The organism is Kribbella sp. NPDC048837 (assembly GCF_055586945.1).
In genome coordinates this window covers 242,198-261,297 of sequence record NZ_JBVJHF010000006.1, presented here as the reverse complement: position 1 = coordinate 261,297, position 19,100 = coordinate 242,198, and the positions used below count along the sequence as shown (strand labels likewise).

Annotated in this window: 17 protein-coding genes; 15 read left to right on the top strand and 2 right to left on the bottom strand. The window is 69.9% G+C overall.

The window, feature by feature from the left end; translation table 11 throughout:
- Positions 1–60: 60 nt before the first annotated feature.
- From ACZ6O0_RS27835 to ACZ6O0_RS27820, 4 genes are all read left to right on the top strand, one after another.
- Positions 61–840 carry an enoyl-CoA hydratase/isomerase family protein gene (locus tag ACZ6O0_RS27835; protein ID WP_465767930.1) on the top strand — a complete coding sequence of 260 codons (780 nt, stop codon included), beginning with the start codon at positions 61–63 and terminating at the stop codon, positions 838–840.
- Positions 840–1,787, top strand: a complete 948-nt coding sequence (locus tag ACZ6O0_RS27830) for a class I SAM-dependent methyltransferase (protein ID WP_465767929.1) — start codon at positions 840–842, stop codon at positions 1,785–1,787. The genes ACZ6O0_RS27835 and ACZ6O0_RS27830 overlap by 1 nt, the downstream gene beginning before the upstream one ends.
- A 9-nt stretch (positions 1,788–1,796) precedes the next feature.
- Positions 1,797–2,726, top strand: coding sequence for an acyltransferase (locus tag ACZ6O0_RS27825; RefSeq protein WP_465767928.1), 930 nt, complete (start codon positions 1,797–1,799; stop codon positions 2,724–2,726).
- Positions 2,727–2,916: 190 nt separating this feature from the next.
- On the top strand, positions 2,917–3,861 hold the full coding sequence (locus ACZ6O0_RS27820; protein ID WP_465767927.1) for a hypothetical protein: 945 nt from the start codon (positions 2,917–2,919) through the stop codon (positions 3,859–3,861).
- Here ACZ6O0_RS27820 and ACZ6O0_RS27815 read toward each other — a convergent pair.
- Positions 3,836–4,582 carry a class I SAM-dependent methyltransferase gene (locus tag ACZ6O0_RS27815; RefSeq protein ID WP_465767926.1) on the bottom strand — a complete coding sequence of 249 codons (747 nt, stop codon included), beginning with the start codon at positions 4,580–4,582 and terminating at the stop codon, positions 3,836–3,838. The genes ACZ6O0_RS27820 and ACZ6O0_RS27815 overlap by 26 nt on opposite strands.
- 191 nt (positions 4,583–4,773) lie before the next feature.
- Here ACZ6O0_RS27815 and ACZ6O0_RS27810 point away from each other — a divergent pair, with 191 nt between their 5' ends.
- The 5 genes from ACZ6O0_RS27810 (at position 4,774) to ACZ6O0_RS27790 (ending at position 10,132) form a co-directional block, all read left to right on the top strand.
- On the top strand, positions 4,774–5,568 hold the full coding sequence (locus tag ACZ6O0_RS27810) for an electron transfer flavoprotein subunit beta/FixA family protein (RefSeq protein WP_465767925.1): 795 nt from the start codon (positions 4,774–4,776) through the stop codon (positions 5,566–5,568).
- A gap of 14 nt (positions 5,569–5,582) precedes the next feature.
- Positions 5,583–6,530: an electron transfer flavoprotein subunit alpha/FixB family protein gene (locus ACZ6O0_RS27805; RefSeq protein WP_465767924.1), complete on the top strand. Its 948-nt coding sequence runs from the start codon at positions 5,583–5,585 to the stop codon at positions 6,528–6,530.
- Positions 6,531–6,878: 348 nt separating this feature from the next.
- Positions 6,879–8,624: an epoxide hydrolase family protein gene (locus ACZ6O0_RS27800; protein ID WP_465767923.1), complete on the top strand. Its 1,746-nt coding sequence runs from the start codon at positions 6,879–6,881 to the stop codon at positions 8,622–8,624.
- Between the two features lie 54 nt (positions 8,625–8,678).
- Positions 8,679–9,473, top strand: coding sequence for an NAD-dependent epimerase/dehydratase family protein (locus ACZ6O0_RS27795; RefSeq protein WP_465767922.1), 795 nt, complete (start codon positions 8,679–8,681; stop codon positions 9,471–9,473).
- On the top strand, positions 9,443–10,132 hold the full coding sequence (locus tag ACZ6O0_RS27790; RefSeq protein WP_465767921.1) for a nucleotidyltransferase domain-containing protein: 690 nt from the start codon (positions 9,443–9,445) through the stop codon (positions 10,130–10,132). Before ACZ6O0_RS27795 ends, ACZ6O0_RS27790 begins: the two co-directional genes overlap by 31 nt.
- A 164-nt stretch (positions 10,133–10,296) precedes the next feature.
- Here the strand turns inward: ACZ6O0_RS27790 and ACZ6O0_RS27785 are convergent, their stop codons facing one another.
- The gene (locus ACZ6O0_RS27785) at positions 10,297–10,773 is read right to left on the bottom strand and encodes a pyridoxamine 5'-phosphate oxidase family protein (RefSeq protein WP_465767920.1); all 477 of its coding nucleotides are present in this window, start codon (positions 10,771–10,773) and stop codon (positions 10,297–10,299) included.
- Positions 10,774–10,854: 81 nt separating this feature from the next.
- On the opposite strand from ACZ6O0_RS27785, the gene ACZ6O0_RS27780 reads away from it, so the two are divergent.
- From ACZ6O0_RS27780 to ligA, 6 genes are all read left to right on the top strand, one after another.
- Positions 10,855–11,226: a response regulator transcription factor gene (locus tag ACZ6O0_RS27780; protein WP_465767919.1), complete on the top strand. Its 372-nt coding sequence runs from the start codon at positions 10,855–10,857 to the stop codon at positions 11,224–11,226.
- Positions 11,227–11,286: 60 nt separating this feature from the next.
- Positions 11,287–13,473 (top strand): ATP-binding protein, encoded by a 2,187-nt coding sequence (locus ACZ6O0_RS27775; RefSeq protein ID WP_465767918.1) that lies wholly within the window; start codon positions 11,287–11,289, stop codon positions 13,471–13,473.
- Positions 13,474–13,521: 48 nt separating this feature from the next.
- Positions 13,522–14,724 (top strand): cysteine desulfurase family protein, encoded by a 1,203-nt coding sequence (locus ACZ6O0_RS27770; RefSeq protein ID WP_465767917.1) that lies wholly within the window; start codon positions 13,522–13,524, stop codon positions 14,722–14,724.
- Positions 14,724–15,815 carry a tRNA 2-thiouridine(34) synthase MnmA gene (mnmA, locus tag ACZ6O0_RS27765; RefSeq protein WP_465767916.1) on the top strand — a complete coding sequence of 364 codons (1,092 nt, stop codon included), beginning with the start codon at positions 14,724–14,726 and terminating at the stop codon, positions 15,813–15,815. The genes ACZ6O0_RS27770 and mnmA overlap by 1 nt, the downstream gene beginning before the upstream one ends.
- Complete coding sequence (locus ACZ6O0_RS27760) at positions 15,812–16,789, top strand: uroporphyrinogen decarboxylase/cobalamine-independent methonine synthase family protein (protein ID WP_465767915.1); 978 nt, start codon at positions 15,812–15,814, stop codon at positions 16,787–16,789. The genes mnmA and ACZ6O0_RS27760 overlap by 4 nt, the downstream gene beginning before the upstream one ends.
- A 122-nt stretch (positions 16,790–16,911) precedes the next feature.
- Entirely contained in the window at positions 16,912–19,041 is a 2,130-nt protein-coding gene (ligA, locus tag ACZ6O0_RS27755; RefSeq protein WP_465767914.1) for an NAD-dependent DNA ligase LigA, read from the top strand.
- Positions 19,042–19,100: the final 59 nt, after the last annotated feature.

The window sequence follows — 19,100 nt, the reverse complement described above, 5'->3', positions numbered from 1 at the left end:
CCGGTACCGTGCCGATCTGATGTGACCCGCGGGTAGTCCCGACGAGTGGAGGAGCCAGGCATGGGCGAGTTCGTGAACCTCACCGTGAGCGACGGTGTCGGCACGATTCGGCTGGATCGGCCCAAGATGAACGCGCTGAACGTCCAGGTGCAGGAGGAGATCCGGGCCGCCGCACTCGAGGCGACCGCGTCGGACGAGGTCCGCGCCGTGGTGATCTACGGCGGCGAGAAGGTCTTCGCGGCCGGTGCGGACATCAAGGAGATGGCCGACATGTCGTACGCCGACATGGTCAAGCGCTCCGGCCCGTTGCAGTCCTCGCTGTCCGCGGTCGCCGCGATCCCGAAGCCGACCGTCGCCGCCGTCACCGGGTACGCCCTCGGCGGTGGCTGCGAACTGGCCCTGTGCGCCGACTACCGGATCGCCGCCGATGACGCCAAGCTCGGCCAGCCGGAGATTCTGCTCGGCATCATCCCCGGCGCCGGCGGCACCCAGCGGCTGTCCCGGCTGATCGGGGCGTCCAAGGCCAAGGACCTGATCTACACCGGCCGCTTCGTCGACGCCGCCGAGTCGCTCGCGATCGGCCTGGTCGACAAGGTCGTGCCGGCCGCTGAGGTCTATACCGCGGCGGTCGCCTGGGCGTCGCAGTTCTCCGGGGGTGCCGCGCTCGCGCTGCGGGCCGCCAAGGAGGCGATCGACTCCGGGCTCGGCGTGGACCTGCAGACCGGGCTGGAGATCGAGCGGCAGCAGTTCGCCGCCCTGTTCGCCACCGAGGACCGCGCGATCGGGATGAAGTCCTTCGTCGAGAGCGGCCCGGGCAAGGCCGAGTTCAAGGGAATCTGATGACCACGTCCGCTGAGAAGCCGGCCGCCACCGCCGAAGAGGTCGAGGCGGCCTGGAACGACAACAAGCTCGCCCAGGTCCTCTACCACGACTGGGAGGCGTCGACGTACGACGAGAAGTGGTCGATCTCGTACGACGAACGCTGCGTCACCTACGCCCGCGACCGCTTCACCGCGATCGCCGGGTCGTCCGGCTGGCCGTACGGCAAGTCGCTGGAGATCGGCGCCGGCACCGGCTTCTTCACCCTGAACCTCAAACTCGCCGGAGTCCTCGACGAAGCGCACGTCACCGACCTCTCTCCGGGCATGGTGGAGGCGGCGAAGAAGAACGCGGCCACCCTCGGCTTCGCGGTCGAAGGCCGGGTCGCCGACGCCGAGAAGCTGCCGTACGACGACGACTCCTTCGACCTCGTCATCGGGCACGCGGTGATCCACCACATCCCGGACGTCGAGCTCGCCTTCCGGGAGATGCTGCGCGTGCTCAAGCCCGGCGGCCGCTTCGTCATCTGCGGCGAACCCACCCGGTACGGCGACTACGTGGCGCGACGGTTGTCCCGGTTCACCTGGTGGGCGACCACGAACGTCACCAAGCTGCCGGCGTTGGCCGAGTGGCGCCGGCCGCAGGCGGAGCTGGAGGAATCCTCGCGGGCGGCAGCCCTGGAGGCGGTGGTCGACCTGCACACGTTCGACCCGGACACGCTGGCCCGGATGGCCGGTCGCGCCGGGGCGGTCGACGTACGGACTGTCACCGAGGAGCTGTTGGCGGCGTGGGTCGGGTGGCCGATCCGGACGTTCGAGGCCGCCGTACCGGAGCAGAAGCTCGGGTTCGGCTGGCGGATGTTCGCGTACAAGTCGTGGCTGCAGCTGTCGAAGGTGGACAAGGTGCTGTCGGCCGTCGTCCCTGACGAGCTGTACTACAACGTCTCGATCACAGGTGTCGCGCAGTAGGGTGTTCTGATGCGGTTACTCACCGCGGCGAATCTGCGCTGGGTGGTGCGCCATCGAGCGTGGACGCCGTACTACCTGAAGCGCTACTGGCGGTTCGCCTGGTTCAAGCTGCGCCACCCCCAGGTGATCACCGAGGGATTCGTCTTCCTGGGCAAGCATCTGGAGATCGTGGCGCGACCGGGCCATGGCCGGATCGTCCTCGGGAAGTGGGTGCACCTCGGTGACGAGACCCGGCTGCGCGCGCACGAGGGCACGCTGCGGATCGGCGACAAGGTCGTGTTCGCCCGCGATGTCACGGTGAACTGCTACCTCGACATCGAGATCGGCGCGTCCACGCTGATCGCGGACTGGACCTACATCTGCGACTTCGACCACAAGACCGAGGACCTGGACCTGCCGATCAAGGACCAGGGCCTGGTGAAGTCGCCGGTCCGGATCGGGCCGGACTGCTGGCTGGCGACGAAAGTCACCGTGACCCGGGGGACCGACATCGGGCGCGGCGTGGTGATCGGCGCCAACAGCGTTGCCCGTGGCAACATTCCGGACTACGCCATCGCGGTCGGAGTGCCGGCCGTGGTGGTGGCCGACCGCACCGCCAGGTACGCGTCCGGTGCCGCGCGTCGTGCGTACCTGAGCGGCTTGGCCGAGGCCAACGATCGCATCACCGCCCGCCTGCACTCCGGCGAGCCGGCTCCGGAGCAGGCGACCGCGCCCGAGCGGGGCGTCGTACCGGAGCAGACCGTCGTACCGGAGGAAGTCGCTGCCGCCGAGCGGAGCGTCGTGGCGGAGGAAGCTGGGAGTGATGAGGTAGAAGCAGATGGTGAGAAAGAGAGCGACGAGGGGTTCTCAAGTTACTCACCAGTCGGGCACTATGGCCCGCACACCCGGTTGGACGCCCCCGACCGCATGACCGTCGGAGAGGAGACGCAGCGTGGCTGACCAGACCGGAACCGATCGGTCGTCGCTCGACCAGGCCGCGGCCGACGGTTCGATCACGCAGGCGAGGACCCGCGCGGTCGACCCGGTTCCGCTCGTGACGGAACCCGGTGGCGCTACGTTGGAACCAGTGCTTCAAACGAATGATCCGGATGTGGGCGTGAATCGCAGGTTGGACCCAGAAGGACAGGCAGTGGACGGCAGGACGGCGGCACCGGCCCCGATCGCGGGTGCCCGGCGCAGGCTGTCGCCGCGCCCGGTCCCGGTCAGCCGGCGCAGGAGACCGCCGGCCCCGGCGACGGCGACGGACGAGGAACCGACCCCGGCTGAGGAGATGGACGACGTGGGTACGCACGACGAGAAGGCGACGGCCGCCGAAGCCGATAAGGCTGCCGCGACCCCGGAGGCCGGCACCGGCACGCCGGTTGGCACGGGGTCGGCGGCCGGTGCCGGGACGACCAGCGGTGCCGGGACGACAAGCGGTGCTGGGACGACGAGCGGTGCCGGGACGACGGCCGGTGCCGGGACGACCGCCGGTGCTGGGATGACGGCCGGTGTTGGGGCGACGGCGACCGCGACCAGGACCGCGCGGCCGAAGACGGCGGCGGAGATCGTGGCGGAGCAGCGGGCCCGGGAGAAGGCCGCGGCCGAGACCCCGGCGGCAGGCACTGGTGCGGCCGGCTCGGGGGATGCCGCACCGTCCGCCGCCCAGGATCCGGCCGCGACGACGGTGAGCAAGGTGCCGGTCGCAGCCGCCCCGACTGGTGCCTCGGGCAACAGACCTGCCGGTGGCAAGAGGACGGCCGCGGCGGGCTCGGGCAAGGGCAAGCAGGCGCTGACCTCGGTGGGCTCGGGTGTGCGGAAGCTGCGCAACCTGATCGCCTCGCTGATCTGGCTGATCGCCGTGCTCGCGGCCGCCGTACTCGCGCTCGGCGCGCTGTTCACCGCGCTCGACCAGACCAACCAGAGCAACGAGATCGTGCGCTGGATCCTGGAGCGCGGGCACGACCTGGTCGGCCCGTTCAAGGACCTGTTCCGGCTCGAGACCGCGAAGAACACCCTGCTGGTGAACTGGGGGATCGCGGCGCTGGTCTACCTGATCGCCGGCAAGATCATCGAACGCTTCGTGCGTCCTTAGGTCTCGCGACGAGGATCAGATCGAGAGATTCGTCCAGCTCGCCTGGGCGAATCTCGAAGTCCTCGTACCGTGTGCTCCGCACGAGCCCGGCCAGATCCTCGTCCCACTTGTCGTGCCCGGCCGCCAGTTGAGCATCCACGGCCGAGCCGTACTGCGCCTCCCACGTGCGCAGGCGCTTGCCGTGGTGGAGACCGAGCGCGTGCATGATGTCGAACGCCGGCTCGACGAGCTCGACGAACTCGGCGGCGGTGACTTCGCGGGTGTGGTACCAGTTCCCGCTCGGGAAGGTCAGGCGGTTCGGCGTACTCAGGATCAGCGTGCCGTGCCGCCGGAGGATGCGCGCGCACTCGAAGACGAACCGCGGCTGCTCCCAGAGGTGCTCGATCGTCTGCAGCGACGTGACAACGTCGAAGGTGTGATCGGCGAAGCCGGTCTGCACGAGATTGCCGCGCACCACCTTGAGCTGTGGATAAACCCGGCGGAGGTGGCGCAACGTCGTATCTTCATAGTCGAGACCGGTCACGGAGTCCGCCCCCGCCAGGCGGAGCAGCTCCGCACCGTAGCCCTCGCCGCAGCCGGCGTCGAGGACGCGGCCGGTCCGTCCGATCGCCAGATTCGCCGTGATCCAGCGGTAGGCGGCCTCGTGGCGCGCGAACCAGTAGTTCTCGTGCCAGATCCCGGGCGCTGTTCTCTCGCCGGTGAGCGGTAACGTCTCGGTCACCTGAGTCAGCCTAGTGTGGTTCGACGTCACAGCCGTGTGCCCTTGTTCTGCGGAGTCCGGTTCGGATAAGCAGGTCAGGGTTCGCGCGCCGTGCCGGACTGTGATGGGACTCGCACGCATCTTATGTTTCTCGTGAGTAACATCCGTGGCAGGCTTGGAGCGACCGTTAACCAGAAGGGGTCCCACACGCTATGAAGATCGTCGTCTGCGCGAAGTTCGTGCCGGATGCCACCGCGGACCGCCGCTTCCGCTCGGAGGACAACACGGTGGATCGTGCCGGTGTCGACGGGCTGCTGTCCGAGCTGGACGAGTATGCCGTCGAGACCGCTCTGACCGTCAAAGAAGGGGACGGCGACCCTGGTGACACTGTGGTGACGGTGCTGACCGTCGGCCCCGAGCAGGCCGCCGACGCGGTGAAGAAGGGTCTGCAGATGGGCGCCGACGCCGGTGTCCACGTTCTCGACGACGCGATCCACGGTTCGGACGCGCTCGCGACCTCGCTGATCCTGGCGAAGGCGCTGGCCCGGCTGGAGGCGGATCTGGTCGTGTTCGGGATGGGTTCGACCGACGGTGGCATGGGCGTCGTGCCGGCGATGGTGTCGGAGCGGCTCGGCCTGCCGGCCGTGACGCTGGGCTCGGAGGTGACCGTCGACGGGCAGACCGTCCGGATCCGCCGCGACGGCGACACCGCGAGCGAGACGATCGAGGGCACGCTGCCGCTGGTGCTGTCGGTGTCCGACCAAGCCAACGAGCCGCGGTATCCGTCGTTCAAGGGGATCATGGCCGCGAAGAAGAAGCCGGTCGAGACCTGGTCGCTGGCCGACCTGGAGATCTCCGCCGACCAGGTGGGTCGCGCGAGCGCGTGGACCGAGGTGGTCGAGGTGACCGCCCGTCCGCCGCGCAGCGCCGGCACGATCGTCGCCGACGAGGACGGCAGCGGTGCTGCCCAGCTCGTCGAGTTCCTGTCCACCAACAAGTTCCTCTGAGGGGCGATCAGTTCATGTCCAACGTTCTGGTTCTCGTTGACCACACCGGCGGCACGGTCCGCAAGACCACCGCGGAGCTCCTCACCATCGCGCGCCGGCTCGGCGAGCCGGTCGCCGTCTACATCGGCGACGGCGTGCAGGAGGCGCTGCCGGCCCTGGGGCAGTACGGCGCGACCAAGGTGATCGCGCTGACCAACCCGGACCTGACGCAGTACCTGGTGGCGCCGAAGGCCGAGGCGCTGCAGCAGGTCGCGGAGAAGATCGAGCCGGCCGCGATCCTGATCTCGTCGAGCGCCGAGGGCAAGGAGATCGCCGCCCGGCTCGCGGTCAAGCTCGACTCCGGCCTGATCACCGACGCCGTCGACGTCCAGGCCGGCGCGGTCACCACGCAGTCGGTGTTCGCGGGCAACTTCACCGTCCGGGCCAAGGTCACCAACGGCACGCCGATCATCACCGTCAAGCCGAACGCGGCGACCCCCGAGGCCGCGGAGACGTCGCCGGAGGTGGAGGAGTTCGACGTGTCGATCTCCGACGTCGCGAAGACGGCTCGCATCACGGACTCCAAGCCGCGTGAGGCCACCGGCCGCCCCGAGCTCACCGAGGCCGCGATCATCGTCTCCGGCGGCCGCGGCACCGGCGGCGACTTCGGCCCGATCGAAGCCTTCGCCGACTCCCTCGGCGCCGCCGTCGGCGCCTCCCGCGCCGCCGTCGACTCCGGGTGGTATCCGCACGCCTACCAGGTGGGCCAGACCGGCAAGACCGTCTCCCCGCAGCTGTACGTCGCCGCGGGCATCTCCGGCGCCATCCAGCACCGGGCCGGCATGCAGACCTCGAAGACCATCGTCGCCATCAACAAGGACGAGGAAGCCCCGATCTTCGAGCTGGTCGACTTCGGTGTGGTGGGCGACCTCCACAAGGTCCTCCCGACCGCCACCGAAGAAGTCACCAAGCGCAAGTCCTGAAGCTCGACCGGTTCACGCCGGTCCGCCCGGCTCGGTACCCCTCCCGAGCCGGGCTTTTCACTCCCACCGAGCCACGTCCTTCCAGTCCGTCGACCGGGTGCGACCCGGCGGACCCGTGGTTTCCACGGACGCGACGGGGCGAGCGGTCCGAGCAGGCTTTGGATCATTACCGAAGCTCGACGGATCGTGAAAAGGACACCCATGCGCTCACCATCAACTCGACGCCACCACACGAACAGATCCGGACCCGCCCCCGACGCGGCCCACGGTTCGAAGGTATCCACCGACACGGGTTCGGGGGTGTCCGCCGACACGGGTTCGGGGGTGGCCGTCGACACGGGTTCGGGGGTGGCTACCGACACGGGTTCGGGGGTGGCCGTCGACACGGGTTCGGGGGTGGCTACCGACGCCGTCGCCCGCGGTTCGGGGGTGTCCGCCGACACGGGTTCGGGGGCGGCCGTCGACATCGCCGCCCACGGTTCGGGGGTGGCCGGTGACACCGCCGCCTACGGTTCGAGGGTGTCCACCGACACCGCCGCTCACGGTTCGGACGTTTCCAGCGACACGGGTTCGGGGGTTGTCACCGACGCCGCCGCTCACGGTTCGGACGTTTCCAGCGACACCGGTTCGGGGGTGGCCACTGACGCCGCCGTCGGCGGTTCGCGGGTGGCCGGTGACACGTCCGGGCCGACGCGGCGCAGGCTGCTGCAAGGCGGGCTCGCGGCGGGTCTCGTCGGCGCCACCATGGCCGCGCTCAGCGACGCACCGGCCAGCGCGACGCCGACGACCGCGCCGTCGGCGAGCGCGACGTCGACAACTGCGACGTCGACAACTGCGACGTCGACAGCCGCGACGGCGGGGAGCGTGACGTCGACGACTGCGCCGCCGACGTTCGGGGCGCCGCGGCTGCGGGATGGATCGGTTGGTCCGGCTGGGATCCATCCCTTTCGGGTTGTGGTTCCGGGTGGGCAGCTCGCCGTGTTGCGTCGGCGGGTGGCCGAGACCCGTTGGCCTACGAAGGAGCTTGTCGGCGACCGGTCGCAGGGTGTGCAACTGGCGACGACCAAGGCGGTGGCCGGCTACTGGACGTCCAGGTATGACTGGCGCAGGTTCGAGGCGAAGCTCAACAAGCTGCCGCAGTTCACCACGGAGATCGACGGCGTCGACGTGCACTTCATCCATGTGCGGTCGCGGCACCAGGCCGCCTTGCCGCTGATCATGACGCACGGATGGCCCGGCTCGATCGTCGAGTTGCTGGACAGCGTCGGCCCGCTGACGGACCCGACCGCGTACGGCGGCCGCGCCGCGGACGCGTTCCACCTCGTGCTGCCGTCGATTCCCGGCTACGGCTTCTCCAGCCAGCCGACCGAGACCGGCTGGGACACGGGCCGCACCGCGCGGGCCTGGGCCGAGCTCATGCGGCGCCTCGGCTACACCCGGTACGTCGCCCAGGGCGGCGACGTCGGCGCCGGAGTGACCGACAACCTCGGCCGCCAGGCGCCGGCGGGGCTGGTCGGCATCCACCTGAACCTGCTCGTCACGGCGTTGAGCGGAGTAAGCCTGCCCACGAACACCGCCGAAGAGCGCGCCGCGGCCGCCGCGCTCAAGGAATTCACCACGACCGGCAACGGCTACCTGATCGAGCAGTCCACCCGCCCGCAGACCATCGGCGCCGCGCTACTGGACTCACCCGTCGCTCTGGCCGCCTGGATGCTCGATCACGACACGGATAGCTACTACAAGATCTCCCGCGCCTTCCTCGGCGGACCGGCCTCGGGCAACCTCACGCGTGACCATGTCCTCGACAACATCACGCTCTACTGGCTCACGGGCACCGGCGCCTCCGCGGCACGCTCGTACTGGGAGAACGCGCAGGCACGGGCAGCGGGCCAGGTTCCGCCGCCGGTGGACGCCCCGGTCGCGTTCAGTGCCTTCCCCGGCGAGATCTTCCAGGCACCGCGCACCTGGGTTCAGAACAGCTACCCGACGCTCACGTACTACAACCAGCCGGCCAGAGGCGGCCACTTCGCCGCCTGGGAGGAGCCCGACCTGTTCGCCCGCGAGCTCCGCGCAGCGTTCCGGCCAGTCCGCTAGCTCCGTCCTTCGAAGTTCCGCAGGCTCGGTGGCTAGCATGCCGTGGGTGCGGGTTTGGGTGAGTGGGTCCAGTGGACGGTTGGGGAGCGAGGTCTGCCGGCAGTTGCGGGCGGCGACGACGTGGTCGAGGCCGATCTGGTCGGAGCGAAGGCTGTTGATCTGAAGGATCGCGAGGCGGTCGCACGGTCCCTCGAGGGTGTGGACGCGATCGTGCACTGTGCCGGGATCGCGAGTCCGGAGAACATCACGCCGGTGCGGCTCCTCGAGGCCAACGCGATCACCACGTTCAACGCGCTGGAAGAGGCATGGACGCAGGGGATCCGGACTGCCGTGCTCGCGTCCAGCGGGTCGATCTACGGGACCGCGTGGTCGCCGGAGGAGATCGGCGTACCAGAGGTGCCGATCGATGAAGAGACCGCGTTGCGGTACGTCGACCCGTACGCGCTCACGAAGGACATCCTCGAGCGCATGGGCCAGATGTACGCGCGCCTCGGCATGCAGGTCACCGCACTCCGCTTCCACTGGATCCTCCCGCCCGACGAGGTGCGCGAGTACATCGCCGAGGCCCCGCCTGAGGACAATCGCCGCAACCTTTGGGGGTACGTCGACCTCGCCGAGGCGGCCCGTGCCTGTGTGCTCTCACTGCGTCCCCGGGCGACCGAACGCTACGAGACGCTGGTGATCGCCGCGGAAGACACCGGAATGCATCAGCCGACCGCCGAGCTCCTGGCCCGCTATTCACCGGAGACTGTGGTCCGCGGCGACCTGCCGGGGACGACGTCGCTCTTCGACTCTCGCCGTGCCGCCGAGGTGATCGGGTGGACGCACCGCAGCCGCTGGAGGGACTGATGGACGAGTCGATCTGGTATCCGGAAGGCCTGGACGCGGAGGAGTTGGCGTTCCAGCGGTTGTACGGACCCTGGAAGGTGTCGACACCGGCGGATGCCCGACAGTTGATGGACGGGTACGACGGCGTCTGGTGGATCACCGGTGGATGGGCGATCGAAGCGTTCACCGGCGTACGCCGGGAGCACGAGGACGTCGACGTATCACTCTGGCGCCGCGACATCGAGAAGCTGCGGACCCACCTCAAGGACCGCTACGACCTGTGGTCGAACGCGGGCGGCCGGCTGCAACCGCTGACCGACGAACGACCGGAGCAGCCGCCGGACGCCGTACAGATCTGGCTGCGACGGCACGCGCTGGCCCCGTGGGAGTTCGACCTCCAACCCAACCCCGACCGCAACGGCCGCTGGATCTTCCGCCGCGACCCGAGTGTCGACTTCGCCCTCACGGACGTCACGTGGCTGGCTCCCGACGGCATCCGCTACATCAATCCGGAGATAGCCCTCGCTCACAAGGCGATGCACACCCGCCCCAAGGACAACCACGACCTGGCTGCCGCACTCCCACGCCTGACCCCACCCCGCCGCACCTGGCTCGCCAACACCATCGACCACCTGCACCCCAACCACCCCTGGCCCGAGAAGATCCGCAGCTACGAGTAGCCCGCAAGGCCAAGCAGACAAGCCAGCCGGGTGAGGTGACGCGGTGGACTGGCCGGGGCGGGGTGAGGCGATAGGCCGACCGGGTGAGGTGAGGCGGCAGGCTGGCCGGGTGGGGTGAGGCGGCCGGGCGAACGCGGCGCGGCTGAGGCGGCGGACGGTGGTGGTCAGGTCCAGACTGGGTGGCGGGAGTCGGTGCCGGTGCCGTAGTCGGGGTCGCTGCCGCGGACGAGGATCCAGTGGGCGGTCGCCCGGGCGCGGTAGAGGCGGAGGTCGGCGGGAGCTCGTAGCTCGTCGATGGTGAAGGCGCGGAGTTCGGGGTAGCGGGAGGCGTAGAAGGCGGAGCGGGCTTCGAGCTCGTCGTCGGGGACGAGGGACGCTCGGGCGCGGAGGTAGACGGCCGAGGCGCCGCCGATGCGGACGGTCGAGTCGAAGATCGCGATGCTCACGTCCGGGGTCGTCGCGATGTTCTTGGAATGCAGGGCTTCCGGAGACGACGCCCAGTAGAAGTCGGTGTGGCCGTCCGGCGTGAAGTAGACCGGGGTCACCCACGGGAGGCCGTCCGCGCCGATCGTTCCCAGGATCAGGTACTTGTTGGCGTCGATGACCGCCGCCGCGCGCTGGTCGAGAATCTCTTGTGACATGGTCACCAGACTGCCGGTCGGGGGTACGGATAGTCCTCCGTGGCAACCACTGAAGCACCACGGAAACGGCATGATGGGCGGATGGCTGGTCCGAAGGAGGTGTCCGCGCGGGAGGCCGAGGTGCTGGCCGCGCTGGCCGGCGACCGGTCCAACGCGCAGATCGCGCGGCAGTTGCACATCAGCATCCGTACGGTCGAAAGCCACGTCTCCGCCCTGCTGCGCAAGTACGGCGTCTCCGACCGCCACGAGCTCAGCAAACTGGCTGGAGTCACCGACACACCTGGGTTCATCACCCCGACCGGTCCCGGTACGAGCTTCGTCGGCCGCGAGCAGGACCGCAGCGAACTCCTCACAGCGCTCGCAAGCAACCGCCTGGTGAGCCTGCTCGGCCCCGGCGGCGTCGGCAAGACCCGCCTGGCGTTACGCGTAGCGGCGGAGGTCGGAGAGAACTAGCCGTACGGCGGTGCCGTCGTCGACCTCGCCCCCGTACGAGCCGGCTTCGTCGTGGCCGCAGTGGCCGAAGCACTCCAGGTCCGGGAGCAGCCGCCACAGACCGTCCTCGACGCAGTGCTCGAACGCCTCAAGCAGGGCCGGACCCTGCTCGTGCTGGACAACTGCGAGCACGTGGTGGAGGACGTGGGCAGTCTGGTCGCCCGCATCCTCACCGACGCTCCGGAGACCGCCGTACTCGCGACCAGCCGCGAACGGCTCGGTGTGCCGGGGGAGCGGCCGCTGCAGCTCGGTCCGCTCAAGCTGGGCGCGGAGGCGGAGCTGCTCTTCCATGACCGGGCCGCACTGGTCGCACCGGAGCTGGCTGCCGACGAACTCCTGGCACAGAAGGTGTGCGCCGAGCTGGACGGCGTACCGCTGGCGATTGAGCTGGCTGCCGCTCGAGCAGGGTCGCTGGGACCGGATGGCTTGCTGGCGGCGCTTGATGATCGCCTACGGCTGCTGGCCGGCGGGCGTGGGCCGAATGAACGGCATCACTCGCTGGCGCAGGTGATCGGCTGGAGCTACGACCTATTGGACGACGACGAGCGCAAACTGTTCCGGCGGCTCGGTGTCTTCGTCGGTGGGTTCGACCTGGCTGCTGCGTCCGGTGTGACGCCCGGCCGTACGAAAGGCGAGCTGAGTGACCTCCTGGGTCGACTGACAGACAAGAGCCTGCTTCAGCGCAGCCAGCAGGCCGGTACGAGCAGGTGGCGGATGCTGGAGACAGTCCGCGTCTTCGCGCTGGACGCGCTCGGCCGATCCGGTGAGTACGACGAGGTCGCCGTACTGCATCTCGCGTGGGCCGACACGACGGCCGCGCACCTCGAGGACCGGCTGGAAAGCGGCGATGACTGGCGGACCGAGTTCGACCAGGTCACACCGGACCTGCGGGCAGCCATGGCTCGTCCGAACGCCGACGTACGCCGGTTGGCGCGCAGACTGGCTCACCTGACGTTCGCCCGGAAGCGGTTCATCGAAGCGCACGACCACTACCTCACGGCCGCGGCGCACGCCGCCGACGCGGTCGAGCTGTACGACGATCTGCGTGACGCATCCGACGCGACGCTGGTCGTTGCGGACGGCACGGAGTCCTACCACCTCATGCTGCGCGCGGCGGACCGTGCCGAGGCGGAAGGCAACCACGAGCTCCGGCAGGAGGCCCGGGCCCAAGCGGTCATGATCGTCAACCGTTACGAGGTCGAGCCGCCGCTGCCCGCCGATCGTGGTGCGAGCCTGCTCGCGGCAGACGCCGACACCGTGTCGGTTCGGATCGCCCGAGCCTGGGTGGCTCGCGGCGAGATCCAGGCCGCGGAGGCCGCCGTCGAAGCGGCTCGCCGGTCCGGGGATCCGCTGGCCATCATGAATGCGCTGGATGCCTACAGCACCGCCGTCGCCGGTGTGCTGCGTTTCCACGACGCCCGCCAGGCATCCATCGAGCGGATGGCCTTGGCGGCGGAGCTGCCCGAGCACGACCCGCGGGCGGTCGCCGAGATCGTGGATGCCTTCCACGTCGCCTCCACCACGGCCGTGGCCGTCGGTGACGTGACCGAGGCGGTCCGGCTGGCCCGGCTCACCGACGACCCGGCGCACGGGCATCCATTCATCACGGCTCCGCGGAAGGTCCGCGCCTTCGCCCTCAGCGGACTGCTCGACGAGGCAGTGCGGACGGCAGACGTGATGTGGACTGGTTGGCGTGCGGCTGGCTGCCCGCCGCACGCGTGGATGGCCTCAGGTGCGTCCACCGCCGCACTGGCCCACGGCTTACTCGGCACCGGCCAGGAAGCGATCTGGCAGGCCCGCGCCCTGGAGATCGCCCGGGTGGACGATCCGGCGGACGCTCCGTCGCTGGCCGCGACCGCTGCCTTCGTCACCGCCCGCCTGGCGGTCCACAGCCTCGAATCGGGCACCATTACGGCGGGGGTGGCCCAAGCCGTCGAGCGGGCTTTCGGGGAGTTCCCCGAGCAATGGTGGGTCCCGTACGCGCGTGCCGCCGGGGCCGAGTTGGCGGTCGTGGCCGGCTTCCATGACGCCGAGCAGTACGTCGAACGCGCGGTGACCGAGAACTCCTGGTCGGACGCCGTACTGCTGCGGGCCCGGGGCCGCCTGGCCCGGGACCAGGGTCTGCTGACGGGGGCGGCGGCCCGGTTCGAGCGGATCGGGGCCGCTTTCGAACACGCCCGTACGCTCCGGCTGCTGTCCGGCGGCTGAGCCTCGATGCGCGGGAACAAGCGCGTCGGACATACCCTTGAAACCGATATGACTCCTTCCGAGCGCCGCACGGTGTATCTGGACCACGCGGCGACGACTCCGATGCTCCCGGCCGCGATCGAGGCGATGACGTATCACCTCGCCCGGACCGGCAACGCGTCGTCCCTGCACGGATCCGGCCGGTGCGCCCGGCGGACGGTGGAGGAATCGCGCGAGACCATCGCCGCGGCGCTCGGGGCGCAGCCGAGTGAGGTGGTGTTCACCTCCGGCGGCACCGAGGCGGACAACCTCGCGCTGAAGGGCCTGTGGTGGGCCCGCCTGGCCGAAGAGCCGCGCCGCCGCCGGATCCTGCTCAGCGGCATCGAGCACCACGCCGTCCTCGATCCGGCCGTCTGGCTGGCGCAGCACGAGCGGGCGGAGATCGAGTGGCTGCCGGTCGACGAGCTCGGCCGGGTGCGGCCGGACGACGTACGCCGGGCGATCGAGAGCGACCCGGAGTCCGTGTCGTTCGTCACGTTGATGATGGCGAACAACGAGGTGGGCACGCTCCAGCCGATCGGGGAGATCGCGGCGATCGCCCGGCAGTACGGCGTACCCGTGCACACCGACGCCGTCCAGGCGATCGGGCAGGTGCCGGTGGACTTCGCCGAGCTGGGGGTGGACGCGATGACCGTGTCCGCGCACAAGCTCGGCGGTCCGTACGGGATCGGCGCGCTGGTCGTGCACAAGGAGACCAAGCTGACACCGATCCTGCACGGCGGCGGGCAGGAGCGCGACGTCCGCTCCGGCACGCTCGACGCGCCGGCGACCGCTGGGTTCGCGGTCGCCGCGGAGCACGCGATCAAGCACCAGGCCGACGAGGCGCGGCGGCTGACCGAGCTGCGGGACGCGCTCATCCACGGCGTCGTGAGCACGGTCGAGGGCGCCAAGCTGTCGGGTGACCCGGCCGGCCGCTTGCCCGGTAACGCACACTTGTCGTTCAGCGGTTGCGAGGGCGACTCGCTCCTGCTGCTGCTCGACGCACGCGGGATCGAGGTCTCCACCGGGTCCGCGTGCAACGCCGGGGTCGCCGAGCCGAGCCATGTGCTGCTGGCCATGGGCTACGACGACCAGCGGGCGCGCGGGTCGCTCCGGTTCACCCTCGGGCACACGAGTACGCGCGCCGACGTCGACGCCGTACTGGAGAACATCGGGCCGGTGGTGGAGCGGGCGAAGTCCGCCGGACTGCAGAACGTGGGAAGGAACAACTGATGCGGGTACTCGCAGCCATGTCCGGCGGGGTCGACTCCGCCGTCGCGGCGGCGCGGATGGCCGAAGCCGGGCACGACGTGGTCGGAGTGCACCTGGCATTGAGCCGCAACCCGCAGTCGTACCGCAGTGGCGCGCGCGGCTGCTGCACCATCGAGGACTCCCGCGACGCCCGCCGGGCCGCGGACGTGATCGGCATCCCGTTCTACGTCTGGGACCTGGCCGAGCGGTTCCATGCCGACGTGGTCGAGGACTTCGTCAGCGAGTACGCCGCCGGCCGGACGCCGAACCCGTGCCTGCGCTGCAACGAGAAGGTCAAGTTCAGCGCCGTCCTGGAGCGGGCGCTCGCGCTCGACTTCGACGCGGTCGCGACCGGGCACTACGCGCGGATCGTGGACACGCCGTCCGGTCGCGAACTGCACCGGGCCGTCGATCCGGCCAAGGACCAGTCGTACGTGCTCGGGGTGCTCACGCAGCAGCAGCTGAAGCACGCGTTCTTCCCGCTCGGTGACACCGTGAAGACCGAGGTGCGGGCCGAGGCCGAGCGGCTGGGGCTGTCGGTGGCGGCCAAGCCGGACAGCCACGACATCTGCTTCATTGCCGATGGCAACACTCCGGGCTTCCTCAGCAAGCACCTGGGCGAGGCGCCCGGTGACATCGTCGATGCGCAGGGCAACAAGCTGGGCGAGCACAACGGCACGCACGGCTTCACCGTCGGTCAGCGCAAGGGCCTGCGGATCGGTACGCCGGCCGCCGACGGCAAGCCGCGGTTCGTGCTGGACATCAGCCCGGTCGACCGCACGGTGACGGTCGGATCGCGCGACGAGCTGGCGGTCTCCCGGTTGACCGCGTCGAAGCCGCGCTGGTGCGGCCCGGCGCCGGCGTCGGAGCTGCAGGTGAAGGCGCAGCTGCGTGCGCACGGTGAGGAAGTTGCCGTCACCGCGCGCGTCGAGGGTGAGCTGGTCACGGTCGACTTCGACGAGCCGACCTCCGCGGTCGCGCCCGGTCAGGCAGTGGTGCTGTACGACGGCACGCGGGTGATCGGATCGGCGACGATCGACACGGTCTCGCGGGTCGCGGCGCAACACGCATGACGACAACCGGCCTGGGGTCGCTCCCGGGTGAGGACATCCGCGAGTGGACGAAGGTGCTGCTCGAGGCGGTCGACATCCCGTTCCTGGCCGAGCTGCCGGCGCGTCCGTACGGCGACATGCTGAGCCGGGCGATCGCCGTACTCACCGAGCTGGCCGCCGACCTGCAGCCGGCCGGGTGGCGGCTGACCGGGGGGAGTGATCCGCGGGCCAGCCTGGACCAGCGACGGGCGCGGTCGCTGCTCGCCGAGGATCTGGATGTGCTCGAGGAACTGGCGGACGGGTACACCGGGCCGTTGAAGGTGCAGCTGACGGGGCCGTGGACTCTCGCGTCGACCGTCGAGCTGCCGCGGGGTGACAAGGTTCTGGCGGACCACGGTGCCCGGCGGGATCTGGCCGAGGCGCTGGCGCTGGGGTTGGGCGACCATGTGGCCGAGGTCCGGCGCCGGGTGCCTGGCGCTGAGGTCGTCGTACAGATCGACGAGCCGGGGCTGCCTGCTGTACTGGCTGGGGCCGTCCCGACGGCGTCGGGGTGGGGCAAGCACCGGTCTGTGGACGGTCCGGGGGCCGTCGAGCTGTTGAGCTTGGTGACGATTGCGGCACCCACAGTGATCCATTGCTGCGCCGCGCGCCCGCCCATCGAGGTCTTCACGAAGTCCGGCGCCACTGGTGTTGCCGTCGACATCTCCCTGCTCGGTGCACCCGCCTGGGACCAGATCGCCGTCGCCGCCGAGGCCGGTACGACGATTTACGCGGGCCTGGTCCCCACCACCGGCACCATCCCGAACCCGGAGCAGGCCGCGGCCCCCTTGATCCGCCGCTGGCGCGAACTCGGTCTGGACCCGGAACTCCTCAAGCAGATCGTCATCACGCCCGCCTGCGGACTCGCCGCCTCCCCGTCACCCTCCGACGCCCGTGCGCGCCTGGACCTCCTCCGCCGAGTCGTCGACGCGGTAGGCGAAGCCGCCGACGCCTGACCGCACCCGCCTCCCGCCTTCCGCGGTGACCCGAAACGTCGGTGGTCGCCCCCACCACCCCCGCCGCCGCGGGCGGCGTCTTTCTTCACCGAAACGTCGGTTGCCGGTTGTAAGTTTTGTGCATGAGCGCCGAGATTCCCGAGACGACTGCCGCTGATCAGCCGGCCGCGCCGCCTGAGGTGCGGGAGCGGCACGCCGCCTTGAGCAAGGAGATCGAGGACCACCGGGTGCGGTACTACCTGGCCTCCTCGATCATCTCGGACGCGGACTTCGACGCGCTGATGCACGAGCTGCAGGCGATCGAGGAGCAGTACAACGAGCTCCGCACGCCGGACTCGCCGACCCAGAAGGTCGGCATCCCGATCTCCACCCTGTTCACCCCGGTGCAGCATCCGATGCGGATGGAGAGCCTGGGGAACGCCTTCTCCGCCGAGCAGATGGAGGCCTGGGCCAAGCGGCTGGAGCGGGAGGTGACGCTGCAGCAGATCCACGACAGCGGGTTCATCTGCGAGCTGAAGGTGGACGGGCTCGCCCTCGACCTGGTTTACGAGAACGGCACGCTGGTCAGTGGCGCCACCCGCGGTGACGGCCGCACCGGTGAGGACGTGACCCTCAACGTCCGCACTATCAAGAGCATCCCGAACGAGCTGGACGGCAAGGACCTCCCGTCCTTCCTGGAGGTCCGCGGCGAGGTCTACTTCCGCGTCGAGGACTTCGAGGAGCTGAACGCGCAGCTGGTCGAGGCGGGCAAGGACCCGTTCTCCAACCCGCGCAACAGTGCGGCCGGATCGCTCCGCCAGAAGGACCCCCGCGTGTCAGCGAGCCGCCCGCTGCGGTTCGTCGTCCACGGCCTCGGCCGGGTCGACGGCTACCACGTCGACCGGCTGTCCTCGGCGTACGAGCAGCTGAAGGCGTGGGGCCTGCCGGTCAGCGACCGCGCCCGCAAGGTCGACACGCTCGACCAGGTCAACGAGTTCATCGCGTACTACGGCGAGAACCGGCACTCCGTCGACCACGAGATCGACGGTGTCGTGGTGAAGGTGGACGAGGTCGACCTGCAGCGCGCGCTCGGTTCGACGTCGAGCGCCCCGCGCTGGGCGATCGCGTACAAGTACCCGCCGGAGGAGGTCACCACTAAGCTCCTCGACATCGAGGTGAACGTCGGTCGCACTGGCCGCGTCACGCCGTACGGACGGATGGAGCCGGTCCGGGTGGCCGGGTCGACGGTCGAGTTCGCGACCCTGCACAACGCGTCCGAGGTGAAGCGCAAGGGCGTGTGGATCGGCGACACCGTCGTCCTGCGCAAGGCAGGTGACGTGATCCCGGAGATCCTCGGCCCGGTGATCGACCTGCGGCCGGACGACGCCCGCGAGTTCGTGATGCCGGTGAAATGCCCATCCTGCGGGACGACGCTGCGCCCGATGAAGGAGGGCGACGTCGACATCCGCTGCCCGAACACGAAGTCGTGCCCCGCGCAGCTGCGGGAGCGGTTGTTCCACCTGGCCGGGCGGTCGGCGTTCGACATCGAGGCGCTCGGTTTCAAGGGCGCCGACGCACTGATCGCGGACGGTCTGATCGTGGACGAGGGCGACCTGTTCGGGCTGACCGAGGAGGACCTGGCCCGGAGCTCGTTCTTCACGACCAAGGCCGGGTCGCTGTCGGCGAACGCCCTGCGCCTGCTGACGAACCTCGAGCAGGCCAAGACCCAGCCGCTGTCCCGCGGTCTCGTGGCGCTGTCCATCCGGCACGTCGGCCCGACCGCGGCGCAGGCGCTGGCAGCGGTGTACGACGACATCGAGGCGATCCGGGCCGCGAGCGAGGAGGAGCTCTCGGAGATCGAGGGCGTCGGCCCGACCATCGCGCACGCGGTGATCGAGTGGTTCGCGGTCGACTGGCACCAGGCGATCGTCGACAAGTGGAAGGCGGCCGGCGTCCAGCTCCGCGAGGAGCGCACCGGCCCGACCGTGGCGCAGACCCTGACCGGACTGTCGATCGTCGTGACCGGCACCGTCGAGGGCTTCAGCCGCGACGAGGCCACCGAGGCGATCGTGTCGCGCGGCGGCAAGGCGGCGTCCTCGGTCTCGAAGAAGACGTCCTTCGTCGTCGTGGGCGACTCGCCGGGATCGAAGTACGACAAGGCCGTGCAGCTCGGCGTACCGATCCTGGACGCGGCCGGATTCCAGGTGCTGCTCGACCAGGGCGCCGAGGCGGCGTCCGAGGTCGCCACCAGACCCGATCCCGGGGACGCGTAGCTCCCGCGTCAGGTGATCGTCGCCACGCCGTCGTACGGCGTGGATCCGAAGGCTGTGCT